This window comes from Halomicrococcus pelagicus (genome assembly GCF_051917725.1).
GTDB lineage: Archaea > Halobacteriota > Halobacteria > Halobacteriales > Haladaptataceae > Halomicrococcus.
Genome location: NZ_JBQBLX010000007.1, coordinates 179,436 through 196,216, shown reverse-complemented (window position 1 = coordinate 196,216; position 16,781 = coordinate 179,436). Strand labels below are relative to the sequence as shown.

Genomic DNA, 16,781 nt, shown 5'->3' with positions numbered 1-16,781 from the left:
GCCCCGTCCCCGGCATTAGCGGGTGGAGGGACCGTCGAGCGTACGTCGCCCCGGGCGAGTCGTTACGCGTCGAAGTGAGCCCGGAGACGGTCGATTACGTAGTCGGTCTCCTCGTCGGTGAGACACATGGGGTTGACCGTGAATCCCTCGGGGAGGCTGTCGGCCCCGACGAACACGCGCGGTTCCTCCCGGCGGAGCCCGGCGACCACCTCGGTCGCCGTGACGCCGGCCGCGTCGCCGTCGACCGTCGCGGCGACCTCGGGAGCGACCGCCGTCTTGTCGGTGGCGGTTATCGTCGTTTCGACGCCGGGAACCGAATCGAGAGCGTCCGCGACCCGCTCGGAGCGTGCCAGCCACTCCTCCCCGAGGGCGTCGTGGTCCTCCGCGACGAACGCCTTCAGCGCGCTGATGAGGCCGACGAGTTCCTCCTTGCCGACCTTCATCGGTCGGCCGATTCCCTGCCTGGGAACGCCGCCCAGTTCGTCCGGATCGAGGAGCGACGTCGGCGGTTCCCAGACGGACTCGGCTGCGTGCATGTCGAGATGCTGGGCCGCGACCGACGAGACGAGGTCGGCGCGACCCGCGAGGATGCCCGTCGTCTGGGGCCCCCGGATGGCCTTCCCGCCGCTGAACGCGACGAGGTCAGCGCCGGCGTCCGTGAAGCGTTCGAGGTTGGCCGCGGGCGGCAGTTCCGCGGCTGCGTCGACGACGACGGGAACGCCCTCGTCGTGAGCTATCGCGCAGACCGTCTCCAGATCGGGCTCCGTGTACGGTTTCGCCACGTAGGCGACGGCAGCGGTGTCCTCGGTGATGGCGTCGGCGTACTCCCACGGCTCGACGTTCCGTGACCCCGTACCGAGGTGGCGGTCGTTCGTTCCCACGTCGACGATGCGTGCCCCCGACGCCCTGATGGCGTGGTCGTACCCCGTTCGGTGGGTCCGCGCCATCACGACCTCGTCCGCCAGCCCCTCCGTGTCGGGGAGCCGGGCCATCGCGCCGAGGTCGTCGCCCGCGATGCAGGCCGCCGTGCCGAGCGCGAGGGCCGAGGCCGCCCCGCAGGTCACGTAGCCCGCGTCCGCGCCCGTGGCGTCGGCGACGAGGTCGCTCGCCCGGGCCTGCAGGTCGGAGAGCCGGACGAACGCCTCGGCCGCGCGGTCCATCGCCTCCCGGGCCTCGGGGCGGATTCGACTCCCGCCGATGCGCGTCTTGGTCCCCGTCGCGTTGACCACGCTCGGGACGCCCAACTCCTCGTATATCGTGCTCCCTGGCATATCCTACCGGGTAAGGTGGTTCGAACCCTAAATAACTGGTCGTCCACGCCGACCGGTAGGTCTAATTCCCGGGGGGCCGAGGGTGACGGTAACGGAGCACTCACATGACCGGCCTCGAAACTGGAACCAGCTACTTCGACGTGATGGACGTCCGGCACGCAGAGCGAGACCTCGACCGCTTCCGCGACGCCGGGCTAGACGCCGTCCTGCACACGTTCAGCGAACGGGACCGCGAGTACTTCGAACGAACGAAGGCCGACCTCGTGGCCGCGAGCCACGACCGCGACTTCACCGTCTATGTCAACCCCTGGGCCGTGGGCGGCGTCTTCGGCGGCGAGGCGTACTCCGGTCTCGTCGCCCGCGAGCCTTCGGTGCGACAGCGTCTCGCCTCGGGCGAGCGCGTCCCCGCTGCCTGCTTCAACGACCCCGACTTCAGGGAGTACGTCCGCGGATGGACCCGCGACGCCGTCGACATCGGCGCCGACGTGCTGTTCTGGGACGAGCCCCACTGGTACAACGTCGACTGGTTCCAGGAGTACGCCGACGACGACTGGAGCTGTCGGTGCGAGCACTGCCGAGAGCGCTACCGCGAGCGATTCGACGAACCCATGCCCGTGACCGAGACGGAGGCGGTAACGCGGTTCAGGGAGGAGTCGCTACTCGACTTTTTGGACGAGATGATGGCGCTGGGCCACGAGCGCGGCGCGGAGAACGCCGTCTGTCTGATGCCAAAGAAGACGGCCGACTACGGGTTCAGCGACTGGTCCAGGGTGGCGACGAACGACCACCTCGACGTCCTCGCCACCGACCCCTACTGGGAGGCGTTCGGCGAGTCCAACGACCCCGAGACGTTCGTCGCCGAGTTCGGCGAGACGGTGAGCGGCCTCGCGGCCGACAACGACCTGCGCAGCCAGCTCTGGGTGCAGGGGTTCGACCTGGAAGCGGGTGCCGCGGCGGACGTTCGAGCGGCAACGCGTGCGGCCCTCGACGTCGGCGTCGACAGCCTGTTCACGTGGGGCTACGACGGCTGTCGAACGATATCCGGAATCGCCGCCGACGAACCGGACGCGGTCTGGAACGCGTTCCTCGACGAACTGCCCTGATTACTCCAGTATCGACGCGAGGTTCCCGTGGCGGATGCGGTCTTTCGCCTCGTCGTCGACCGGCAACTGCTCGACGTGGACGTAGTGAGCGTCGAAGATGCGGAACGGCAGTTTCGGACCACAGACGAGGTTGTCGACGCCGACGTCGTCGACGATTTCGGCACCCTGGTGGGGAAAGAACATGTAGAGGTCGTCGAGGACGAACAGCGTCTCCCCGTCGCGGACAGCGTTGTGGAGGTGGACGCCGTCGGGGTACGACTGCGTCGTCTCCCTGGCGATACGGGCGGCGTTGTCCCAGGCGTCGGCGACGACGACGTCGGCGTCCGGGGAGGCCTGCAACAGGTCGATTATCGCGTCCGCCTGGTCGTCCGAGAAGTACTTGCTCCGCATCCCCTCGAACCCGTTGAGGACGACTCGCGGATGGCGCTGGCGCTGGTCCTCGATGCTCGCGGCGACGACGACGGGGACGTCCCGCTCCGCGCAGGCGTCCAGGAGTTCCTTCGCCTCGGGCGCGTCCGGGTCGTAGTCGTGGTGCGCCGGCAACATCTTCACCGCTCGCATGTCGAACTCGTCGATGCACTCGTCCAGGTCCTCCTCCCACGCTGGATACGTCGGGTCGATGGTCGCTACCGGAATCAGGCGCTCGTTACCGTCCAGGCGCTCGTGGAGTTCGCGGTTACCCGCGTGGGAGTTGCGATAGAAGAGGCTCTCTGCCGCCGAGACGAGCGCCCGGTCGACGCCCTTCTCGTCCATCGTCGCGAGGAGGTCGTCCGGATCGGCGTCGACCGGTCGGAACGGGAACTGCCCGACGAACGCGTTCGCGTCCACGACAGTGTCGGCGACAGGTTCCTCGGCCCGTTCGAATCGCTCGCGTATCTCCTTCCTGCGCCGGTCCACCTCCGTCTCCGGAAGCTTGTTCGCGGCGTCATCGGGTACGAGGTCCTCCATGTTGTAGGCGACCGTCGCCTTCTGGTCCGGCGTCAAATCGCACCCGAGAAGTTTGCCGACCCCCGGCAGGAACCACGTGTCGGTGCCGAAGACGAGGCGGTCGGCACCGAGGTAGTCGACGGCCATCTCCAGCATGCCGGTATCGGTAACGCTCCCGCTGACGTCGAGGTAGACGTTCTCCTGGTGCTGGATGTTCTTGATACGGTACTCCCAGTCGCCGCCGCCGGCGATGTGAGCGGCGATAATCTGCAGGTCCGGATACCGAGTCGCCAGTTCCATCACGTCCTCCGTGTACGACTCGGTCGGGTACTCCTCCGGATACGGCTCCTCGCGCTGCCCGACGTGGACGATGATGGGAACGCCCATCTCCGCCGCCGCCTCCGCGAGCGGGAAGAACTGGGGGTTCGACACCTTCATGTCCGACCCACAGATGTCCCCGGGACCGAAGTGGTTCTTCAGGCCGACGAGACCGTCTTCCTCGACGGCGCGCTCGAACTCCGCCACGGCGTCGTCGCCCCACCGCGGGTTCGCACGGGCCCACCCGTAGAAGAGGTCGGGGTGTTCCTCGACGTACGACGCCACTATCTCGTTGTTGCGGCGACACTCCTCGACGGTCTCGCCCAAGTCGCCGATGAGACAGATTCGGTCGACTCCCATCGTCTCGGCCATCTCCCGGACCTGCGACGCGCGCTCGGCCCGTTTTTCAGGGGTGGAGTTGTCCTCGGTCCAGAGGTGGAAGTGACTGTCTATCATCCGACAGTGACCGACGCGGGCGACCGATAAATAAGCATGGTCCACACTACGCGACGGTCGAGCGGAGTCTCACTCCACGACCAGGTCGAGGGCGATTTCGCGGAACGCCTCGACTCCGGCCGGTGCGAACTTGCAAGTGCGGACCTCGTAGCCGCCCTCGTCGAACGCCTCGACCGTGGGGAGGTAGCCGACGTACTCGTTCGCGTACCCGGCCACGACCAGCGGGTCGGCGTCCGCGGCCGCCTTGAACGCGAGACCGTGTTCGACGAACGCCTCGCCGGGAATCGAGAGAAAGCCGAGAGGGCCGACGTCGACGTACGCGAGTTCCGTCTCGTACGCGTCGCGGTTGCACTCCGCCAGCCGCCGTTTCTCCTCCAGATACCAGCGGTCCCGGAACAGCGACGCGAGCCGACTATCGTCGTCCTGCAGACTGTGGAAGTCGACGGCAGCGGGGTCGCCGCCAATCCGGTCGATTTCGGCCGTCAGTTCCGCGTGCCGTCGCTCCATCTCCTCGGGCGTCGGCGTCGCCTGGAACGCGAGTTCCACGGTCCGTCGCTCGACTGTCAGGCCCGCGACGGCGAGCGGGTCGGCGTCGCGGGCGTCGGCGACAGCGTCGAGCGCCGTCTCGGCCACCTCCTCGCCGACCGCCGCCACGTAGCGGTAGACCGCCTCGTCCGGTCGCGTCTCGGAACTCCCCCGGGGGTTGACGTCGCCAGCGGCACCGTTCAGGAAGAGCGTCTCCATGCCGGTTTCAGAGCGAACGCGCTCGTACAGCGCCCCCGGCCAGTCCGCGGCGACGAGCGTCGCGTCGGCCGTCGTGCAGACGGGGTGGCAGGCGAAGTTCAACAGCAGCAGGTCCCGTGCGTCCGTCTCGACGACGACGGCGACCAGTTCCGGGTCGACGGGACCGTCCGCCCGTCGGCGGTTCACCGCCACCGCGTCGTCGGTCGCACGCCCCACCCGGAGCGTCGCCGACGAGCTACGGTCGTACGCGTCCGATATCGCGTCGACGACGGCCCGTTCGACGGTCGCAACGTAGTCGGTCGTGTCCGCGTCGTAGGATAGCAGCGGATTCACTTCGAGGAACCGACCCGGGACGTAGGGCGCGGCGTGCGTGTGGGTCGCGGCAACCGTCACGTGGTCGACGCCGAGCGCCGACGCCTCCTCGCGGACGGCCGCCGTCAGTTCGCGGGAGACGTTCAACAGGTCGACGGCGACGACGGCGACGGTCGTCGTCCCGTCGTCGAGGACGAGCGCCGTCGCCGACAGCGGCGAGTGGACGCCGGTCGAGGTTCGGTCGAGCGTCCCCGGTCCGTAGCCGCTCAGCTGAATCGGTTCGTCGGGGGTGATGTCGGTCCGGGCGCTCCCGGCGCGAAGCGTCGGCATGACCGGGAGTTCGTGGCCGTTCACTTCAATCCTTCTCCCGCGCCGTTTCGGACGTCGCATCGTCCACCGGTCGCGTCGCGGTGTCGTGCTTCGACTCCGGGTCGCGACGGGGTAGTGCGGGTCGCTAACGCGCGGCGAAAGGATAAAGACGTTCTCGACCCACGTCTCGTCCGGTGACCACCGATTAAGACCGCAGTCGCACTCCCGGCAGAGCGCGACGAACGCTGGGAGCTGGCAGCACAGATCGGCGTCGAGCAAGCAGTCGTCCACCCGCACATGAGCGAGGTGGACAACGGCCGACGCGGCGACACGCCGTGGGAGTTCGACGACTTGCTCCGCATGAAAAACGCCTTCGAGCACGTGGGACTGGACGTCGGCGTCATCGAAGGCGGAACGCCGCTGACCGACGTGACCCGACTCGGACTCGACGGGCGCGACGAGGAGATAGATCGCTTCTGCGAGTTCGTCCGCACGATGGGTCGCCTCGACATCCCCGTCCTCTGTTACAGTTGGATGACCCACTTCTGGTGGCTGCGCACCAGCGACCAGTATCCGACGCGCGGCGGTGCGCGAACGACCGCGTACGACCACGACCAGATGCAGCGCGGCCCAGTCCCCGACGTCGGGGAGGTGACCGAGGAGGAGTTGTGGGACAGCCTGGAGTACTTCCTCGAACGAGTCGTCCCCGTCGCAGAGGACGCGGGCGTGCGCCTCGCCCTCCACCCGGACGACCCGCCGCTCAGTCCCATCCGTGGCGTCGGCCGCATCGTTACTAGCGTCGAGGCGTACGACCGGGTGATGGACCTCTATCCGAGCGAGGCGAACGGTATCAATTTCTGTCAGGGAAACTTCGCCGCGATGGGTGTCGACGTCCCCGACGCTATCCGGCACTTCGGGGACGACATCGTCTTCGTGCACTATCGCGACATCGAGGGCGACGCCGAACGTCTCGTCGAGACGTGGCACGACGACGGCGAGACCGACATGGTAGCGGCGATGGAGGCCTACCGGGACGTCGGCTTCGACGGACCGGCCCGACCGGACCACGTTCCGACGACGAGCGTCGAGTCCAACGATACCGCGGGGTACGAGTTCCGCGGACGACTGTTCGCCATCGGCTACATGCGCGGACTCATCGACTCGGTGTACGGGGCGACGTGACGCGGGCCTCCGTTCGTCGGTCGCCGACGCGGTACGGATAGCCGGCAGGGCGGGACGACCGGAGACGAAACGGGACGGGTATTCGACCCGAAACTTCGTAAGGCCCCCTCGCGAACGACCCACCGCATGCGCAAGATACGCTTCCGCGACGCGACGGGTATCGAACGAACCGGCGAGTGGCCCGCCGGTGGCGACATCGAGGCGGCCGGGAAGACCTACGACCCCGAGGCAGTCGACGTCCTCCCGCCGTGCGAACCGACGAAGGTCGTCTGTCAGGCCGGCGGCTACATGGACCACCGCGAGGAGTCCGGGTTCGAAGACCGCCCGGAGCGGCCCGAGCTGTTCCTCAAGGGGCCGAACAGCGTCTCCGCGTACGGCGACGCCATCGAGCTGCCGTCGGGCCGCGACGTCGTCGAGTTCGAGGCGGAGTTCGGCGTCGTCATCGGCGAGCAGTGTCGCGCCGTCTCCGAAGACGAGGCGATGGAGTACGTCGCGGGCTACACCTGCGTCAACGACGTCTCCAACCGCGACGACCAGCAGGAGGAGCGAAACTGGGTGCGGGGGAAGGCGTTCGACGGGTCGCTTCCGATGGGGCCGGTCGTCGCCACGCCCGACGAAGTACCGGAAGACGCGACGCTTCGTCTCCGGCACAACGGCGAGGTGAAACAGGAGACGACGACCGAGATGATGATATTCAGCGTGCCGGAGCTCGTCGCGGAGGTCTCCGAACTCATCACGCTCGAACCCGGCGACGTCATCGCGACGGGGACGCCGTACGGCCCGGACTCGCTGAGCGAGGGCGACACAGTCGAGGTCGAGTTCGAAGGCGTCGGCACGCTCGAAAATCACGTGACGACGCGCTAGGGTTTCGGTAGTCCCAGTCGGTCCTACTGGTCCTCGGCTACTGACGGCTCGTGCAGCGCGTCGACCAGCAGTTCCCGCATCGAGTTCTTCGGACCGCCCTCACCCGCGAGGTTCGTCTCCTGGCGCGGGTCGGTGTCGGTATCGAACATCGGGTCGTCGTGGCGGGCGTACGACGCCCCCCTCGAACCGCCAGACCGGACAGACGGTGTACAGCGGGAACTCGCCGACCTCGACGTCCTCCTTCGGTTCCTTCGGCTCGAAGTTGCCGCGCGCGTTCATCATCGTCGAGTGGAGCGCGGCGTCGACGCTCTAGTAACTATCCCGACCGGCGAACCTTTTTCTAACGTCGGGTTCTCGCCAGGGGTATGAGTTCACGAATCGGTATCGTCGGGTGCGGACTGATGGGTACCGAACACGCGAAGCGGATGGAGCGCGCGGGCGGAGACATCGTCGCGGGCGTCGACGTCGCCCCGGAGGCGCGCGAGCGGTTCGCCGACACCTTCGACGCCGACGTCTACGAAGACCACGCCGACCTCTACGCAGGGGATATCGACGGCGTCGTCATCACGTTACCGAACGCGTTCCACGAGGAGGCGGCCGTCGCGACGCTCGACGCCGGCCTCGACGTCCTGCTGGAGAAACCGGTCGCCCACGACCTGGCGAGCGCCGAACGCGTCGTCGCGGCCGCTCGCGACTCCGAGGGGTTCTGCATGACGGGATTCACCATGCGATTCTACGCAGAGGTGACCGAACTGATGGGTCGCATCGAGTCGGGCGAGTTCGGCGACGTCACCCACGTAGAAGCCAGATACGTTCGCCGCGACGGCGTGCCCGAGAGCGGGTGGTTCATCGACCCGGACCTCGCCGGCGGTGGCGCGCTCGTCGACGTCGGCGTCCACGTCCTCGACCTGGCGCTGGCGGCCCTCGACTTCCCCGCCGTCGAGGGCGTGTACGGTCGCACCTGGGCCAAACGCGAGGACATCGACGTGGAGGACTCGGCGACGGCGCTCGTCCGGTGTGACGACGGCGCGACGGTCAGCCTCGACGTGTCGTGGGCGGCGAACGCCGACCCGGGCCAGTCGGTGGCCGTCCGCGGTAGCGACGGCGGTGCCCTCCTCGACGTCGGCGACGGGACGCTACGAGTGTACGACGACGCCGATGACGCCACACGCGTCGAGACGGCCGACCACGACTGGCTCGCGCCCGAGGACGAGGCGTTCGTCGACGCCGTGGAGGACGGCGCACCGCCGGCCGTCAGCGACGTCGAAGAGGGGTTGGCCGTCCAGCGGGTCGTCGACGCGATTTATCGCTCCAGCGAGACCGGAACGCTCGTCGCTCCGTCTCAGAACGCGAGGTAGAACTCGTCGTGCGGCGCGACGACGCTCTCGCCGGTGATGCGGACGGTCCGGTCGTCGACGCGTTCGACGTGGTCGGCGTCCTCGTCCCACCACCCTTCGCCCGGCGGGACGGGGTCGTAGTGTCGAACGTCGAGTTCGTACGGGGGTTCGAGACCGGTGTACGGCGGAACGTCGTCCAGTCGTTCGACGGCGCGGGCGGTGCCGTCGCGGACCGCCGCGCAGGCGTCGTCCGGGTCCCGGTGGACGGCCGACTCCTCGCCGGTGCCGCGCTTGACCGCCACCGTCTCGATTTCCGGGACGAACATCTTCGCCTCGTGGCAGGCCTTGTCGTCGCCCGAGAGGAAGACGGTCGGGACGTCCTGATAACCGGCGACGAGCGCTCGACAGCCGAACTCGCCGACGAACGTGCCGTTCAGCCGGTAGGACTCGACCGACCGCGAGGAGTAGGTGTGTCGGAGTGGCGCGGCGACCGTTCCGGCCATCGCGTGCTGGCCGACGAACAGTTGGCCGTCGTACTCCGAGAGGTCGAAGTACGGCCGGCTATCTCCGGCCACGTACGTCGCGTCCTGGACGTCGTCCTCTCGCAGTCCGCCGGACCCGTGGCCGTCCCAGACGGTGACCTCGGCGTCGGGATAGACGTCTCGGACGCCGGCGATGCAGGCGTCGACCTCGCGGGCCAGCTGGTCCATCGCCGGAGCCTTCTGCGCTTCGTCTCGCGTGCGAGTGCGGTCGAAGGAGTCGATGCCGGCGACGCCTTCGATGTCGGTTACGACGAAAAATCGCATACGGTACGAGATGCCCGTCGGAGACCTTATGTGTTCGGGTCAGCCGCACTTCCGAACCATGTAGCCGGTCGCGACGGCCAACGGCAGTCCGACCGCTGCCGAGAGGATGGTCACGTAGTAGCTCCCCGTCCCGGGTTCGACGATGAGCGCCACGAAGCCGAGCATCACGAGGAACACGACGTTCAGCGCGAACATCAGTCCCCAGACGAAGTCGAACTCGCAGGCGACCGCCCAGAACGTCTCCCTGAACTCGCTCATACGCGCAGTTCGGAGAGGCAGGATTTAGTTCTTCCCGAACGCCGGTCGTCTACGGCTCCGGCGACCAGGTTTCGAACGCCGGCGACCGGACCCGGGCACCGGCCTCGACCACGTACTCGTACCCCGCGTCCGGGTCCTCCGGGTCGACGAACGCCTCGACGGTCGTCGCACCGCCGACGTCGAAGGCGACGCGGTTCTCCCCCCGCCGTTCGACCGATTCGACCGGGTACACGCCGTTGGCGTCGCCAGCAACGTCGACGTAGAGGAAGTCGCCGACGGCCGCCTCGGGGTCGACCGCCTCGTCGAGTTCGACGACGAGTTCGTTCGACGACGAGAGGTCGCGCGTGAACTCGACGAGGGGGCCGGCAAACCGGTGGCGGGACGGGCGGGAGACGAGCGTCGCGCCGTCGGCGGTGTCGAGTTCGTCGCCATCACAGAGCTGGGCGGCCACGGGCGCACCGTCGACCGCGGAGTAGCGAGCGAAGAACCCGCTGAAGGCGAACGCGTCGCCGACCTCGTAGGTGGCGTCCGGGTCCGACGCCCACGCGAGGTAGTCGACGCGGCCAGTGTCGAGTTCCACGCGAACGGCCCTGGCGTCCGGGAGAGCGCCGTCTTCCCCCTCGCCGTTCGACGGGTCGTCCCCCGGCGCGCCGCGGTCGTCCCGGCGGGCCACCGGCACCGCGGAGACGTCACGGACGCGGCGCTCCCCGCAGTGCGGTTCGAGGACGGCGGTGAACGCCGAGTCGGGGTCGTGGCCGCGATTGCGACAGAGCAGATAGCGGAGCGACTCGGGGTTGCCCGCCTTGTTCCGCGGTGGTTCGCCGTCCGCCAGCGTCACCTCGTCGTAGTCGCCGAGCATCGTCAGGGTGAGGCGAACGTCCGCGTCGTCGTCCCGGACGTCCCAGGTGTCGGTCGCGTCCCACTCGACCTCGAACGCCCCGGATGGGTCACCGTCGGTCGCGACGTCGGTGAGGTAGTTGAACCCGCTGCCGACCGCGCGGTCGTAGTCGGTAACCTCCTCGTCGGCCGGCCGCGGGACGTCCACCCCGGCGAAGGTCCCGTCCCGAGCAGTCAGGTCGAGACCCGCCGTCGCGACGTCCCCCTCGGGACCGTGGAAACTGTAGACGTGGTCCTCGCCGCCGGCCACCCGGAACAGGTCGACGACGTAGGCGTCCGACTCGTCTATCCGCACCATCGCCGTCGTTCGGCGGTAGACGTCCGTCTGCGGATAGACGCGGGGGGATTCGACGTCCGTCAGCGCCAGTCCGTCGGCGTCCGCGAAGTGGCGGGGAACGCCGACGGACTGCGGGCGTTGGCGCTCCGCGTCGACGACGACGGTGTTGTGACTGACGGTGTTTTTGGTCCAGAAGCGTCCCTTCGGCCAGTTGCCCGTGAACTCGGGATAGCCGAGGTCCGGCGAGAGACAGAGGCCGTGAGCGTACAGCGAGAGGTTCAGCGAGTCCTGGTGGGCGTGGCTCGTCCCCGTCTCGAAGCTGTTGCGTCCGTAGTACAGCCACAGCGCTCGCCGGTCGTCGTCCGTTCCGGCCGTCCCGCCGGTTCCACCCCGCTCGCTGGCTCCGGCCCCGCCACCTCGCTCGCCGGTTCGGGCCGCCCCGGCCGTCCCGCCCCGGAGCACGGTGAACCCGTACCCGGGGAGCATCCGGCTCTCCGAGTTGAAGCGGCCGCCGCTGGCGACGACGTCGGCGATGTGGTCGGGGAGCGACCCCGCGTCCGCCGAGAAGACGTCCCCGTGCAGCCCCTCGGCCGAGTCGTCGTTCAACAGGTGGGCCGCTCGAGCGAACTCCGGGTCACCGTACCGCTGGAACCCCCGGAGCGCCGTCTCGACGGCGATACCCCGATCCGGTTCGCCGGCTTTCCCGCTGTCGCCGATGGAGGGCATGTACCGGTCGAGCGTGAGCAGCGGGAAGTGCGCCCCCGTCGCCCGCCGGAGTTTGGGATGGGCGTAGAGGTCCGGGTCCACCGGGAGGTCCGCGGCGACGACGTCGGCGTACACGGAGAGGATGTCCGCGACGCGCAGCAGTTGGCGCTGGATGATGAGGTTGTAGTTGGGCGCGGCCTCGTCGGCGTAGCCGTCGCGGTCCAGGCGGTCGACCAGCGCGGCGGCGAGGTTACAGCCGGTCACGCGCCACTCCTGGGCTCTGGCCTCCTCGAATCCGGTTTCGCTGGCCGTCCACGGTTCCCCCGCCGCGTTGCGCAGTTCGCCCGACTCGAAGAGGAAGGAGAGGGCGTCGCCGGTGTAGCCTCCGGGGTCGTCGGCCACCACCGCCGCCATCGCCAGCGCGGAGTGGTGCATCCCGAGATTGCCGCGAATCTGGGCCCGCCTCACGCCGGGGAGCACCCGCCGAACCAGTCGGGTTTCGACGTTCTTCCGAATCGCCGAGACGGAGTCCTTCGACGGAAGGCCCGGGTACTCCTCGGCTTTCCCCGAGAGGAACTCGACGAGTTCGTCGTCGCCGTCCATCGCGGGGAAGAACGCGTCGTACGCCGAGACGTACGCCCGGACGAGGTTCGTCTCCCAGATGGAGCCGACGGCCTTCCCGTCGCCGGTGCCGCCGTGGGAGTTCCAGAACTTGTCGCCGTCGTGCGCCGAGATGTCGAGGTCGGGGTAGGCGTCGGCGATGCGGTCGAGGAGCACCGTCCCGGCGCGGGCGTACCGCTGCTCGCCGGTGTACAGGTACGCGTCCCGGAGTGCGACGACGGCGTCGCGGACGCGGTACCAGACGTAGTAGTGGTTGTACTGGGCGACGACGGTCATCGTCGACCCGGGGTCGGCCACGTCGCCGGCCTCGTCCTCCCAGCCGAAGCCGTCGTCGACGCCCCAGTCCTCGCCCCGCTCGGGGGAGCGTTCGTTGACGAGCAGCGAGTCGTCGGCCAACTCGGGATCGAACCACCCGCGTGCGTCCCGGCCGCTCTCGCGGTACGCCGCGAAGTCGTTCGTCGGCAGGACCGTCTCGCCGTCGGTGACCGTCCAGGGCTCTTCTCCGGAGGTCCAGCGGTCGTCCTGGGTGCCGTCGCCGGCGTAACCGGAGCGAGGTATCGCCTGGCCGGTCACCATCCGCCAGAGGCCGTCGAGGCCCCGTTCCAGGAACTCGGCTGCGGCTTCGACGGCCTCGTCGCGCTGTCGGGCCGCCCACTCGTACTCCTCGACGTTTCGTCGCGCTGCGGCCACTCGTTCGGGCGTGAAGTATGTCGGCCGCATCTTCGGAACGTACTCGGACATGTTGAAGGTCGTCACGCGAGGGTACGTGCATCGGTACCATAAATCCCGATGCCGGACGGGTAAGATACAAGGTCGTTCCGCGTGCAGTTGCGCTCGATGCAGACGTCAGTACTGACGAAGATGTTCGGTGAGCGAGACCTCCGCGACGCCTGCTCGGTGGCCGCCGAGGTGGGCTTCGACGCCGTGGAGTTGATGGGGCGCGACCCTCACTTCGGCGTAGAGACGGACGACGAACAGGCCCGCGAACTGCGGGCGCACCTCGACGATCTCGGTCTCGACGTCTCCTGCGTGGCGTCGTACACCGGAGGGTACGTCGACATGGACGAGACGGAGTGTGCGGAGCAACTCGACCGTCTGGAGCGGTTCTGCGAACTCGCGGACCTCGTGGATTGCGACATGATTCGCCACGGGCCGCGGGGTCCGCCAGAGCATCACGCGACCGACACGGACTACGACAGGGCGGTCGAGTGGATGCGGCGCGCAGCCGACCTCGCCGACGAGTACGACAAGGAACTGCTCGTCGAGATACACTCGGTGACGATAATCGAGTCGGCGTCGACGGCCCGCGAGTTCTTCGAGCGGGTCGACCGGGACAACGTCGGGGCCATCCACGACGCGGGGAACATGTACATCTCACGGACCGACTTCGGCCGCGACTCGGTGGCCGAACTCGGCGACTGGCTCCGGCACGTCCACGTGAAAGACGAACTCCGCGTCGCCGACGAGGCGCTCGGGACCTTCGAGATGGAGACGCCAGCGGGGACCGAACTGTTCCAGCCCCGCCTCCTCGGGGAGGGCGCGGCCGACCACGGCCCGCTGTTCGCGGCGCTCGCGGAGCGAGACTACGACGGCTACGTCGTCGCCGAATGTCACCTCCCGCCGCACGACGCGCTCACGGACCGCTCCATCGCGGAGTGCGAACTCGCCGCGATGGAGCGCCTGGCGACCGAACCGACGAACGCCTGACTACCCGTCCGGAGCAAGTTCGAGCGCGTTCCGAGCGGCGGCGCGCACCTCCGGGTCGGAGTCGTGTTCTGCACACGCCCGGAGGGCCTCGCGTGCCTCCTCGACCCCCGTCGTTCCGAGCGCGTACGCGGCATTCGCTCTGACGAACGCCGTCTCGTCGTCCAGCAACTCGACCAGCGACGGCACGGCGTCGGCCACGGTCGACGGGTCGCGTTCGCCGACGTACGAGAGAGTACCGGCCGCCGTCCCGCGGGTCCGCGCGTACTCGCCGTCCAGCAACTCGACGAGCGACGGCACCACCGCATCGAGCGTTTCGGCGACGCTCCCGGGAGCGGCCTCGGCCAGGGCGCTCATCGCGTACGCCGCCGTCGCGCGATTCCCCTCGTTCCCGTCGGTCGTCAACGTCTCGCACACCGCGTCTCGGCGGCCGAGCACCGCGTCCGGCCGCCGCTCCGCGAGCGCGGCGAGGGCGTCCAGCGCGGCCCGACGGACGCCGTCCGCCTCGTCGTCGAGGAGCGCCGCGAGCGTCGCCACGTGCGGCGCGACCGCCTCGGGGTCGTCGCCGGCGACGACCGCGAGGGTTCGGGCGGCGTGCTCGCGGAACGAGGCGGCCAGCGCGGGGTCGTCCGCCTCGTCCGCGGACGGCAACTCGGCCGGAAGCGCCGTCGCGCCGTCCTCGGCGTCGTCCGTTCCGAGATGCTCGACGAGGGCCGGCACGGCGTCGGCGACTGCGTCCGGTCGAGCGTCCGCGGCCACCGCCAGCGCTCGCGTCGCTCGCTCCCGCGTCGGCAGGCCGTAGTCCTCCGCGACGTACTCGCGGAGCGACTCCGCCAGCGGTGCGGCGACTGCCGGATTGGACTTCCCGAGGTCGGCCAGCGCGAGCAGCGCCGTGTTCCGGGCGTAGTCGAAGTCCCGCTCGACGATGGCCCGGAGCGCCGGCGCGGTCCGCTCCAGGGCGTCGGGATGGCGGTCGGCCAGTTGGGCGACGGTGCGCGCCGCGCCCTGGCGGACGCCAGCCTCATCGGATTCGAGGCGCGTCGTCAGGCGGTCGGCCGCGTCCGGGACGCAATCCGGACGCGCCTCGGTGACGGTCGTGAACGCGTTCGCAGCCTCGTGGCGCGCGCGTTCGTCCTCGGTCGCCAGGCAGTCGACCACGGCCTCGACGTCGACGGTCGCGGGGTCGGCGTCCGCGGCCTCGCGCAGTTCCCGGGCACGCTCGTACGCGTCGTCGTCTCTCATATCAGTTCACCTGCGTGATTTCGTAGCCGCGGTCGCGGATGGTGCGTTTGATGGTCTCGGCGTGTTCGGTGCCGCTGGTCTCCATCTCGAACGTGATGTACGCCTCGCCGACGTCGAGGTCCGCGTTCGCCCGGTAGTGGTGGACGGTGCGGATGTTCGCGCCGTGGTCGCTGGCGACGCCGGATATCTCCTCGAGCACGCCCGGCTGGTCGTCGATGAGCACTCGCAACTGGAGTAGCCGGTTTCGTTCGGTGAGTTCGTGGGTGAGGACGGTCTGAAGCATCGAAACGTCGATGTTGCCGCCGCTCAGTACTGGTACGACGGTTTCCCCAGAGACGTCGATGGCGTCGGTGACGAGCGGTGCGACGGCCGCGGCCCCCGCCCCCTCGACGACCTGCTTCGCACGCTCCATCAGCAGGATGATTCCGCGCGCGATGGTGCCGTCCGAGACGGTCACCACCTCGTCGACGTGCGAGTCGATGAGGTCCAGGGTCAGCGACGCGATACCGCCCGTCGCGATACCGTCGGCGATGGTGTCCACCTCGTCCTCCGTGTGCGGTTCGCCCTTCTCTAGGCTCCGGGGAACCGTCGCCGCCGACTCGGCCTGGACGCCGACGAGACGGACGTCCGGTCGAAGCGCCTTCAGCGCGACGCCCACGCCGCCGATGAGGCCGCCACCCCCGATGGGAACGATGACGGTGTCCACCTCGGAGACGTCCTCGAGGATTTCGAGGCCGACGGTAGCTTGCCCGGCGACGATGTCCGGGTCGTCGTACGCGTGGACGAACTCCGTGCGGTCTGCCTCGGCGAGCGACTCCGCGTGGTCCATCGCCGTCCGGAAGTCTCGCCCGTGGAGCACGACCTCGGCCCCGTACTCCCGGGTCGCGTCTATCTTCGCCTGCGGTGCGTCCTGAGGCATCACGATGGTCGCGTCGAGATTCGCGGCAGACGCGGCCAGTGCGACGCCCTGCGCGTGGTTGCCGGCGCTCGCCGCGACGACCCGCTCCACGACGGAGTCGGCCGCTCGCAGGCTCGCCATCTTGTTCGACGCCCCCCTGGTCTTGAACGAGCCGGTGCGCTGGAGGTGTTCCATCTTCAGAAACACCTCCGCGTCGGCCATCTCTCCCAGTGAGCGACTCCGGTCGACGGGCGTCCGCTCGACGATGTCGTCGTCGAACTGCTCCGCCGCGGCGTGTACGTCCTCGATGTCGACGCCGGTCATGCACGGTAGATACAGGTCATTATATTAGAGCGTTCCGCTACCGTGACCGGCCAGACCCGCCACCCGTGCCCGGTCGTGGGCGGGCGTTCGAATCGCGGGAAACGGAGACCGGGTCGTGGATATCCGTGGATTCCAGCACCCCTGCCGGTGGCGAATCGCCCCGACCGCTTCGCTCGCACCGCCGAACCGTGCGGCGACCGCCGCGCGACCCGCTGGCGGCGCACGG

At 68.9% G+C, this 16,781-nt stretch carries 14 protein-coding genes; 5 read left to right on the top strand and 9 right to left on the bottom strand.

Annotation, left to right across the window (positions count from 1 at the left end; genetic code table 11):
• Positions 1-62 precede the first annotated feature (62 nt).
• Positions 63-1,271 (bottom strand): aminotransferase class V-fold PLP-dependent enzyme, encoded by a 1,209-nt coding sequence (locus tag ACTF4R_RS18825; RefSeq protein WP_440009705.1) that lies wholly within the window; start codon positions 1,269-1,271, stop codon positions 63-65.
• A gap of 104 nt (positions 1,272-1,375) precedes the next feature.
• Between ACTF4R_RS18825 and ACTF4R_RS18820 the strand changes: the two genes are divergently transcribed.
• Positions 1,376-2,374 carry a hypothetical protein gene (locus ACTF4R_RS18820; RefSeq protein ID WP_440009703.1) on the top strand — a complete coding sequence of 333 codons (999 nt, stop codon included), beginning with the start codon at positions 1,376-1,378 and terminating at the stop codon, positions 2,372-2,374.
• Here the strand turns inward: ACTF4R_RS18820 and ACTF4R_RS18815 are convergent, their stop codons facing one another.
• Together ACTF4R_RS18815 and ACTF4R_RS18810 are read right to left on the bottom strand one after the other, a co-directional pair.
• Positions 2,375-4,075: an amidohydrolase family protein gene (locus ACTF4R_RS18815; RefSeq protein ID WP_440009701.1), complete on the bottom strand. Its 1,701-nt coding sequence runs from the start codon at positions 4,073-4,075 to the stop codon at positions 2,375-2,377.
• Positions 4,076-4,144: 69 nt separating this feature from the next.
• Positions 4,145-5,461 (bottom strand): neutral/alkaline non-lysosomal ceramidase N-terminal domain-containing protein, encoded by a 1,317-nt coding sequence (locus ACTF4R_RS18810; protein WP_440009699.1) that lies wholly within the window; start codon positions 5,459-5,461, stop codon positions 4,145-4,147.
• Positions 5,462-5,644: 183 nt separating this feature from the next.
• Between ACTF4R_RS18810 and ACTF4R_RS18805 the strand changes: the two genes are divergently transcribed.
• Together ACTF4R_RS18805 and ACTF4R_RS18800 are read left to right on the top strand one after the other, a co-directional pair.
• On the top strand, positions 5,645-6,622 hold the full coding sequence (locus tag ACTF4R_RS18805; protein WP_440009930.1) for a mannonate dehydratase: 978 nt from the start codon (positions 5,645-5,647) through the stop codon (positions 6,620-6,622).
• Positions 6,623-6,748: 126 nt separating this feature from the next.
• Complete coding sequence (locus ACTF4R_RS18800) at positions 6,749-7,486, top strand: fumarylacetoacetate hydrolase family protein (protein ID WP_440009697.1); 738 nt, start codon at positions 6,749-6,751, stop codon at positions 7,484-7,486.
• A 23-nt stretch (positions 7,487-7,509) separates the two neighbouring features.
• Here the strand turns inward: ACTF4R_RS18800 and ACTF4R_RS18795 are convergent, their stop codons facing one another.
• Positions 7,510-7,635, bottom strand: a complete 126-nt coding sequence (locus ACTF4R_RS18795) for a hypothetical protein (RefSeq protein WP_440009695.1) — start codon at positions 7,633-7,635, stop codon at positions 7,510-7,512.
• A 216-nt stretch (positions 7,636-7,851) separates the two neighbouring features.
• On the opposite strand from ACTF4R_RS18795, the gene ACTF4R_RS18790 reads away from it, so the two are divergent.
• On the top strand, positions 7,852-8,844 hold the full coding sequence (locus tag ACTF4R_RS18790; RefSeq protein ID WP_440009693.1) for a Gfo/Idh/MocA family protein: 993 nt from the start codon (positions 7,852-7,854) through the stop codon (positions 8,842-8,844).
• Here the strand turns inward: ACTF4R_RS18790 and ACTF4R_RS18785 are convergent.
• The 3 genes from ACTF4R_RS18785 to ACTF4R_RS18775 are packed head-to-tail and all read right to left on the bottom strand — an operon-like array spanning position 8,829 to position 13,143.
• Entirely contained in the window at positions 8,829-9,629 is an 801-nt protein-coding gene (locus ACTF4R_RS18785; protein ID WP_440009690.1) for a M55 family metallopeptidase, read from the bottom strand. The two genes, ACTF4R_RS18790 and ACTF4R_RS18785, sit on opposite strands and share 16 nt — an antisense overlap.
• A gap of 39 nt (positions 9,630-9,668) precedes the next feature.
• Complete coding sequence (locus ACTF4R_RS18780) at positions 9,669-9,887, bottom strand: hypothetical protein (RefSeq protein WP_113278083.1); 219 nt, start codon at positions 9,885-9,887, stop codon at positions 9,669-9,671.
• 49 nt (positions 9,888-9,936) lie between these two features.
• Positions 9,937-13,143, bottom strand: coding sequence for a heparinase II/III domain-containing protein (locus ACTF4R_RS18775; RefSeq protein WP_440009687.1), 3,207 nt, complete (start codon positions 13,141-13,143; stop codon positions 9,937-9,939).
• Positions 13,144-13,224: 81 nt separating this feature from the next.
• On the opposite strand from ACTF4R_RS18775, the gene ACTF4R_RS18770 reads away from it, so the two are divergent.
• Positions 13,225-14,094, top strand: coding sequence for a sugar phosphate isomerase/epimerase family protein (locus tag ACTF4R_RS18770; RefSeq protein WP_440009684.1), 870 nt, complete (start codon positions 13,225-13,227; stop codon positions 14,092-14,094).
• Here the strand turns inward: ACTF4R_RS18770 and ACTF4R_RS18765 are convergent, their stop codons facing one another.
• Both ACTF4R_RS18765 and ilvA read right to left on the bottom strand, forming a co-directional pair.
• Complete coding sequence (locus ACTF4R_RS18765; protein ID WP_440009681.1) at positions 14,095-15,333, bottom strand: HEAT repeat domain-containing protein; 1,239 nt, start codon at positions 15,331-15,333, stop codon at positions 14,095-14,097.
• A 1-nt stretch (position 15,334) separates the two neighbouring features.
• Positions 15,335-16,555, bottom strand: a complete 1,221-nt coding sequence (gene ilvA / locus ACTF4R_RS18760; protein WP_440009679.1) for a threonine ammonia-lyase — start codon at positions 16,553-16,555, stop codon at positions 15,335-15,337.
• Positions 16,556-16,781: the final 226 nt, after the last annotated feature.